The organism is Soonwooa sp., assembly GCF_030151385.1.
Classification (GTDB): Bacteria; Bacteroidota; Bacteroidia; order Flavobacteriales; family Weeksellaceae; genus Soonwooa.
This window is the reverse complement of the sequence record NZ_JASLDS010000017.1, coordinates 1-6,661: the sequence shown is the minus strand read 5'-3', so window position 1 is coordinate 6,661 and position 6,661 is coordinate 1. Positions and strand designations below refer to the sequence as shown.

Below are 6,661 nucleotides of genomic sequence, written 5' to 3'. Positions count from 1 at the left end.
TTGAATATTGGGTGTCATATTTTGTTTCAAAAGTGGATTAAAATTAATAATAATTATTCGATTTCGTATTTTCGCAAAAAATAAAATTTTGAAAAGGCTCATCTCTGTTGTAGGACCAACCGGAATCGGAAAAACAAAACTCGCTATCGAAATTGCAAAGTCTCAGCAGACTGAGATTATTTCGTGCGATTCGCGACAGTTTTATAAAGAGATGAAAATAGGAACTGCTGTACCTTCCGATGAAGAATTGGCCGAAGTTCCGCATCATTTTATTGGTAATCTTAGCATTGACGATTATTATTCTATTGGACAATTCGAAAAGGAAGCGCTTGGCAAATTGGATGGATTATTCCTTAATCATGATGTTGTCGTTATGGTTGGTGGCAGTGGTATGTACGAAAAAGCGGTTGTTGAGGGAATGAACGATTTGCCAGAAGCCGACGAAGACAACCAAAAGTTATTGCAATTTATTTTTGAAAAAGAAGGCATTGAACCTTTACAGAATCTTTTGAAAATTTTGGATCCCGATTATTATAACAATGTTGATCTAGAAAATCCACGTCGTTTGTTCCGCTCTTTGGATATTATTTTTCAGACAGGGAAATCTTACACTGAAAATCTTGACGCTCCAAAAAATAAAAGAAACTTCGAAACCATAAGAATTGGTATCGATGCACCGCGAGAAGTTGTCTATGACCGAATTAATCGCCGCGTAGATATTATGATGGAACAAGGTCTTTTTGAAGAAGCGAAAGGTCTTTTGCCTCATCGTGATAAAGTTGCTTTGCAAACGGTTGGTTACACCGAACTATTTCGGTACATGGGTGGCGAATGGACGTTGGACTTTGCTGTTGAGGAAATTAAAAAGAATTCGCGTCGGTATGCAAAACGCCAAGTTACTTGGAACAAAAAGTTAGTTGATGTTAATTGGGTTAACTTCGAAAATTCTGTCGAAGAAAGCTTATCTTTGCTTCACAAAATTTTATAAAAATGGCTAATACTCCTTCTAATATGTTGGCTTTAGGAACCGTTGCTGGAGACTTTGCACTACCTAATCCTTCTCAAGAAAACAGAATTGAAACGCTTAATGCGCTGAAAGGTGAAAAAGCGACTTTGGTGATGTTCATTTGTAATCACTGTCCTTTTGTATTGCATGTGATCGAAAAATTGGCTGAACTTTATGATGACTATAAGGCGCAAGGTATCGAGTTTATCGCAATTAGTTCTAACGACGCTAACGCATATCCTGCTGATGGTCCCGAATTGATGGTTGACTTTGCAGAGGAACATGGTGTTAATTTTCCGTACTTATACGACGAGTCTCAGGAAGTTGCTAAAGCTTATGAAGCAGCTTGCACACCAGATTTCTTTTTGTTTGATAAAGATTTGAAGTTGGTATATCGTGGTCAGATGGATGATTCGCGTCCAGGGAACCAAAAAGAAATAACAGGTGAGGATCTAATTATTGCATTTGAAAACCTTTTGGCAGACCAACCGCAAGAAGATTTGCAAAAACCAAGTTTGGGTTGCAACATCAAGTGGAAAGCTTAATAAATACAAACGCTCTCAAATTTTTGAGAGCGTTTTTTATTGAATGAAAAACCTTTTGTGGTTTGTAAAAAATATCAGTTTTACTATTTTTCTAAAAATATATTTTTACTAAATCTTATTGTGATTTTTTTAACATTAAGTAATTAAGATTTAAAAGAAATAAGCTTAAAACCTTAACAAAAATCAATTTATTGATTTCTTAATTAAATAAACAGATTGATTTACTAAATTTGACTAGGTCGAACCTAAAGGGTTTCTTAATGTTTAATAAAGAATAAACTTAGTTTATTTTGATTAAATAAATTAAGCTTATAAATTTTAAACATTCTCTTAAATTGTTTTGTAAAATTATAAACACGCTAGGCTTGAATAAAACTTACTTCAAGAAAGGATTAAAATCCTTTTCGAAACCGATAGTCGTAGGATCGCCGTGTCCACTGTAGACTTTGGTGTTAGGATTCAGAACTAATAACTTCGTTTTGATGCTGTCGATTAATTGCTCGTGACTGGCTTTATAAAGATCAGTTCTTCCGATGCTTCCATAGAACAAAACATCACCCGAAATTACAAAAGCTTCTTTTTCGTTATAGAAAGCAATACTTCCTGGGGAATGTCCTGGTACAAATAAAATCTTAAATTCCTCATCACCAAGTTTAATAACATCACCTTCGTTCAGAAATTCTAAATTTCCAACAAATGGCGTAAAGGCAAATCCAAACTGCATCGCACTCATCGGCGCTCTGTCTAGCAATTCCTTATCATTAAGATGTAACAAAACAGGAACATCATATTTGTCATAAGCCCACTGAAGTCCCAAAACATGGTCGATGTGTGCATGTGTTAGCAAAATGTTTTTGACTTTTAGTTGGTTGTCGTCTAAGAACGATTCAATCTGTTGTGTTTCATGGACTTGGAAATTTCCAGGATCAATGATAAAGGCTTCTTTGTCGTCGTTATAAATGATGTATGTATTTTCCGAAAAAGGATTAAAGGCAAACTGCTTAATATGTAACATAGGTATTTCTTAATATTACAAAAATACCAAATCGAATCTAATTTTCGTTATCTTCGTAATATGAAGAAGTTAAGTTTTATTTTTTTCTTGTCAGTCGGTTTTTTGCAAGCTCAAAAGATTGCTGGCATCCAACTGTTTAATCCACAAACCAACGACGAAACTGCAATTATTGGCTTTAACGAACAACTTATTTTAAGGTTTGATGATTTAACCAACAGCAGTCAAGTCTATCGATATACCTTAAAACATTACGATCGCAATTGGCAGGACGATGGACTTTTCTTTACAGAATTTGCCAATGGAAGCCTCAATGCGCTTATTGATAACTTTCAGTATTCCTTTAACACGACTCAGGCTTACACGCATTATCAGTTAACTTTCCCGAACGAAAAAATTACGCCAAAGATTTCGGGCAACTATGAGATTATCGTTTACAAAGATTCTGCTGACAAACCGCTTTTCAAAAAGCGTTTTTCGATGTACGAAAATGCAGCTAATTTAGGTTTGCAAATCACGAGATTTCAAGATGCCAAAAATCCAGATTTGCGTCAACGTGTAGAGATCCAAGCAGTCGGCAGTGGCACAGCAGTGACCAATAATATTAATTCGATTTCGTTGACGGTGATGCAAAACAACAATTGGAATACCACGATTTCTAACCAACGTCCGACTTCTACTTTGGGTAACAAAATGCTTTTCCAACAGCTGAATATCGCATTTCCAGGAAACAGCGAGTTTTATTATTTCGACAACAAGGTTATTAATCAAGCTTACGATATGGTTGCCAATGTTGGTTTCGACAATGGCCAAAATCAAACTTTCCTTTACCCAGTTTGGGCTTATCCTGAGACCTATCAAGCTTATGGCGACGTAGATGGTGCTTTTTATTTCCGCAGAAATGACCTAGGCATCGAGCGTGACGCTAACAAAGAAGCCGATTATTCTTGGGTTCATTTCGCATTAGAGAGTTTAAAAATGAACAAAGATATTTACGTTCTTGGATTGTTCAACGATTACAAAGCTGATAAAAATAGCCTTATGACTTACGACGAAGCCAACAAAATGTATGTTGCGAAAATCTATCTAAAACAAGGTTTCTACAACTATATGTTAGCTACCAAGAACGCCGATGGCAGCCTTAACTTTGGCGAAATAAATGGTAACTTTTGGCAAACCGAAAACTTGTACCAAGGACTATTATATTACACGCCATTTGGTCGCAACTATGATGGATTGTTGGGTTACGGCGAATTCCGCACACCAGTAAAATAATATTTTGGGCGATTCCCGAGCCTTCGCTTTTTCCGAAGCTTTCGGGTCGGGCTATCCGCTGCTATCTTTTGTGAGGTGGACTTCGCTGCGCTCAGCCGCCTCATAAAAGGATATTCGCTACTATCCCTATCGCGTCCCGCAGTTGCCCCATTTGGAATAATATTTGAAATTTAATTTAAAAATAAAAAAATATGAATTACACATACCAAAATCACCAATCTGGCAACGGCGGATTTATGACGATGCATAACGACACTGAGGAAGTAGGAAGATTGACTTATACAATAATGCCAGAAGACAGCCGATTTGTAATTTCGTTTGTCAATATTTATCCAAAATTCGAAGGACAAGGTCTTGGTAAACTTATCGTAAAAGAAGCCATAGATTTTGCCCGCACTAACAATTGGAAAGTCTATCCACATTGTTCGTATGCGAAAACAGTAATGCATCGAATGGACGATGTTCAAGATATTTTGTTAAAATCATAGGTTGCTACTTTAGTTTTTATTAAAAATTCTCGTATAAGATATTAAGGCTCAAATCTAACATTTGAGCCTTTTTTTATTTCAGCTGGATCTCAGGTTGTTTCTGTTGTAATAAAAAAGAGGCGCTAAATTTTAGCGCCTCTTTAATTTTATGTTTGCTTTGGAATTATTTAGCAAGTTCCATTTCGCTGATTAAGTGACCAGCTCCTGAGAATTTGTCAATTACCCAAAGTACAAATCTTGCATCAACATTGATGGTTCTTTGTAATTCTGGTTCGAATACGATATCACCGCTCAAAGCTTCACTATTACCATCGAAAGCAAGTCCGATTAAGTGACCATTAGCATCTAAGATTGGAGAACCTGAGTTACCTCCTGTGATGTCATTGTTTGACAAGAAGTTAACGTGAAGACTTCCATCTTTGTCAGCATATTGACCGTAATCTTTTTTCTTAGCTTGGCTAATCAATTTTGTAGGAAGGTCAAATTCTTCGTCACCTTTTTTATACTTAGCAACCATACCATCGATAGTTGTGTAGTAGTTTTCTTTGATGCCTTTGTAGTTTCTATCAGCTCTTTTAGGAAGAGTTTCGATAGTACCATAAGTTAATCTCATTGTTGAGTTAGCATCTGGATAGAAGCTCTTGTTTGGTTGAGATTTTTTAAGACCGTCTAAGAATAATCTTGTGTTAGTTGCAAAGTCGTCGTCAACTTTTTCATATTTGTCGCTAGCAATTTTTTGCTCAACTACAATTGCATCACCAATTTTTTTAAGTGGATCGTTTCCGATAGCTGCAACATCTGGGTTGTTTAAGAATTTCATTGCTGATTCTTTATTAGCAAAAATCGAAGCAAAAGCTGTATTAGCGATTGTACTTGCATTTGCTGCCATAATTGTTGGCGAAGCAACATCTTTAGCAACTCTAGCTTGATACAAAGCAAACATCGCAGAAATCATATCACCTTCCAATTTTGGATTGAAAGTTTCGTAAACTTTATCAATAGCGTCAGTTACTTTTTGCTTCATTTGAGCTCTTCCGTTTTGATCTTGCTCAGCATAAGTTTTTAACATGCTTCCTAAAGAAGCTGCAATGCTTACATATTTCGCATTTCTAGAAAGTTGAGACATATAGTTACGCTCAGCATTTCTACTAGATACTTGTTTGTAATAACCTTCAATGTTTGGAAGTACATCCAAATATGTTGCATTGTTTTCTGGCATAGACGCCCATTGTTTATAAGCTTGCTCTACTTTTTGTTTGTCAGCAATAGTTCCGTTTTTGATAACAGCATCAATTGTACCTTGTCTGTTTTTCCAGTAGTTAGCAACAGAAGCATATTGAGACGCATAACCTAACTTCACAGCTTGGCTTTTGTCCATGTGTTTTTTCATAACATCCATAGCAACTTTAGAAGCTTCTACCCAAGCTGGATAGTCTTTTTCTACCATTTGCTTGATACCGTAAGATGTTAAATAACGATTAGTTCTTCCAGGGTAACCCATAATCATTGCAAAATCACCTGGCTTGTAACCATTTAGTGAAACTGGTAAAGAATGCTTAGGCTTTAATGGAACGTTATTTAAAGAATATTCTGCTGGGTTTCCATTAGCGTCAGAGTAAATTCTGAACACAGAGAAATCTGCAGTGTGTCTTGGCCACTCCCAGTTATCAGTGTCACCACCGAATTTTCCTAATGAGTTAGGAGGTGTACCAACTAATCTTACGTCTTTGTAATCTTGATATACGAAATAATAGAATTCGTTACCGTTAAAGAAATCTCTTACGATTACAGTGTATTTTCCGTTTTCGCTGTTTTCAGCTTGGATTGCTTTATATTCTGCATCGATAACTTTTTTTCTGTCTTCAGCAGACATGCTGTTATTCAATTTAGAATTAATTCTTTGTGTAGCATCATCCATTCTTACTAAGAATCTTACAGAAAGTCCTTTAGCAGGAAGTTCTTCACTTTTCTTCATTGCCCAAAAACCATTTGTTAAATAGTCTTTTTCTGGGGTAGAAAGTGCTGCGATGTTACCATATCCACAGTGGTGGTTAGTAAATAACAAACCTTCTTTAGAAACAACTTCAGCAGTACATCCACCACCGAATTGTACAATAGCATCTTTAAGGCTAGAATTGTTAACTGAGTAGATTTCTTCAGGCGTCAATTTTAGGCCTTCTTTTTGCATGTCAACGCCATTAAGACGCTTGATAAGCATTAATAGCCACATTCCTTCGTCTGCTCTCATCTGAGCAAAACTCAAAAGAAAAGTAAGTGCTAAAAATATTCTTTTCATAGAGTAAAATTTTTGCTGGCTAATTTACTCAATTTATTC

Annotated in this window: 6 protein-coding genes; 4 read left to right on the top strand and 2 right to left on the bottom strand. The window is 36.0% G+C overall.

The genetic code is table 11. The features are described 5' to 3' along the window. The first annotated feature begins 85 nt into the window (after positions 1-85). Together miaA and Q1V95_RS02530 are read left to right on the top strand one after the other, a co-directional pair. Positions 86-988 carry a tRNA (adenosine(37)-N6)-dimethylallyltransferase MiaA gene (miaA, locus tag Q1V95_RS02535; RefSeq protein ID WP_300669947.1) on the top strand — a complete coding sequence of 301 codons (903 nt, stop codon included), beginning with the start codon at positions 86-88 and terminating at the stop codon, positions 986-988. A 2-nt stretch (positions 989-990) separates the two neighbouring features. Beyond that, positions 991-1,551 carry a thioredoxin family protein gene (locus Q1V95_RS02530; protein ID WP_300669945.1) on the top strand — a complete coding sequence of 187 codons (561 nt, stop codon included), beginning with the start codon at positions 991-993 and terminating at the stop codon, positions 1,549-1,551. A 376-nt stretch (positions 1,552-1,927) separates the two neighbouring features. Here Q1V95_RS02530 and Q1V95_RS02525 read toward each other — a convergent pair whose 3' ends face one another. Continuing rightward, positions 1,928-2,566 carry an MBL fold metallo-hydrolase gene (locus tag Q1V95_RS02525; protein WP_300669943.1) on the bottom strand — a complete coding sequence of 213 codons (639 nt, stop codon included), beginning with the start codon at positions 2,564-2,566 and terminating at the stop codon, positions 1,928-1,930. A gap of 60 nt (positions 2,567-2,626) precedes the next feature. Here Q1V95_RS02525 and Q1V95_RS02520 point away from each other — a divergent pair, with 60 nt between their 5' ends. Both Q1V95_RS02520 and Q1V95_RS02515 read left to right on the top strand, forming a co-directional pair. After that, positions 2,627-3,838, top strand: a complete 1,212-nt coding sequence (locus Q1V95_RS02520) for a type IX secretion system plug protein domain-containing protein (RefSeq protein WP_300669942.1) — start codon at positions 2,627-2,629, stop codon at positions 3,836-3,838. Positions 3,839-4,029: 191 nt separating this feature from the next. After that, complete coding sequence (locus Q1V95_RS02515) at positions 4,030-4,326, top strand: GNAT family N-acetyltransferase (RefSeq protein WP_300669940.1); 297 nt, start codon at positions 4,030-4,032, stop codon at positions 4,324-4,326. Between the two features lie 163 nt (positions 4,327-4,489). Here Q1V95_RS02515 and Q1V95_RS02510 read toward each other — a convergent pair whose 3' ends face one another. Further along, on the bottom strand, positions 4,490-6,622 hold the full coding sequence (locus Q1V95_RS02510) for a S46 family peptidase (RefSeq protein ID WP_300669938.1): 2,133 nt from the start codon (positions 6,620-6,622) through the stop codon (positions 4,490-4,492). Between the last annotated feature and the right edge of the window lie 39 nt (positions 6,623-6,661).